The organism is Moorena sp. SIO3I8 (assembly GCF_010692325.1).
In the GTDB taxonomy this organism is placed as follows: Bacteria; Cyanobacteriota; Cyanobacteriia; order Cyanobacteriales; family Coleofasciculaceae; genus Moorena.
This window is the reverse complement of record NZ_JAAHHW010000354.1, coordinates 1-1,583: the sequence shown is the minus strand read 5'-3', so window position 1 is coordinate 1,583 and position 1,583 is coordinate 1. Positions and strand designations below refer to the sequence as shown.

Sequence of the window (1,583 nt, the reverse complement as noted above, 5' to 3'; positions counted from 1 at the left end):
TAGTTGACCTACTTTGCTGTTGACAGTTGACCCTTGCTTAACCGACCATGGATTGGGCTACCACCCTCTTTACCCAAAGCCAGATCTGAGCTTTTGATGGAAAGCATAAAGCCCACCACTATCATAAATAACTATCTTCCAAAAGTATCGCCATTTTGGCTGATTGTTTTTGGACGAGAAAACAGGCAATCACTTCTTTTCATTTATTTATCAGCAATGACGTACGCTCAGCACTGAGTACTGAGTACTGAGTACTGAGCACTCAGCTTCTTCTAGAATTGGGGGTTAGCTAAATCTAAAGTCAGAGTAGCTGAGATCTACTACACTCACATCTTTAAACAGAACAGTTCCACCATAATCAGAACGGAAAAGAGCACCATCTTGAGTATCAATAATCCCACGTTGGGATATTTCATTATTGAACCACCTGGAGGCATTAATATTATTACCCCAGCCTTGGAATTCAAATTTATCGACACCCACTTCAAAGTCTTTGATGACATCAAACTCACCGGTTAACAAACTCTCATTCCGTTTGAACACAAATTTATCTGCGCCACTGCCACCTACTAAGGTATCACTACCGCGACCACCAGTAATAATGTCATCTCCACCAATTATGGTATCTTTAGTACTGGGCTGATTGATCTCAATCACGCCTCGCAGATTATTATGCCAAGGATCGCGATCGCTTAAATCATTCCAGGCGCGATCGCCCCAACCCATGACGGCATAGTCTTCACCTTCTGGTTGACTTCCATAGATTGTGGAGTTGTTGGGTTCTCCTGGAGACCAATTGCGATAAGTTGCTGACTCACCACTGACCCACTTCCAATTACCTTCTCTTGAGCTGTCAGTTAAGCCAATCCAAAACAGTTCCTTAGAACCAAATTTGTTAAACAGCCATGTTTGCTCAGCAGCATCATTAATCGTTACCAGGTTACCACCTAAACGCTTTGCCTCAGCTTGAGCTTCGTCCCAGGTGCCAGCAACAGAAGTTAGGAGATATTGATGCCCACGGTAAACACTAACATTGTTGTTTTGGTGATCAGCATCCCCAGCTATGAAATCGTTACCCGAGCCACCCTGGATGGTATCATCATCAATGCCTCCATACATTGTGTCATTACCAGTGCCCCCATACATCATGTCTTGACCAGAGCCACCATACATCATGTCCTTGCCCGAGCCACCCTTAAGAGTGTCATTACCAAAGCTGCCATGGAGTTTGTCGCTACCAGAGTTCCCATATAGCTTATCATCACCTTGACCAGCTTCTAAAATGTCATTCCCATCAAATCCATAGAGGGAATCATTACCTAGGCTGCCATAAATTTTGTCATTGCTGTTAGTGCCACGGAGTTCATCATTCCAGATCGTGCCGTAGCGAACATCATTACCTAAGTTGTCAATTAAAGTATCTCCTAATAATTTAACAGCACTTTGATTAATTTCCACTAACGTCAGATTAGTATTGCGACTAAAGGTGCGCTCATAAGTGCCTGTAAGTGAAGCCTTGACGAAATCTATACCATTGTTGCCATCAATATCAAAACGTTCTTTGGGAGAGTTCACTTTGACGT

At 43.1% G+C, this 1,583-nt stretch carries 1 protein-coding gene; it reads right to left on the bottom strand.

Going from position 1 to position 1,583, the window contains the following annotated elements:
- Positions 1–285: 285 nt before the first annotated feature.
- Positions 286–1,583: lectin-like protein (locus tag F6K51_RS36945; protein WP_293031065.1), on the bottom strand; the 1,298-nt coding region annotated here is incomplete at its 5' end.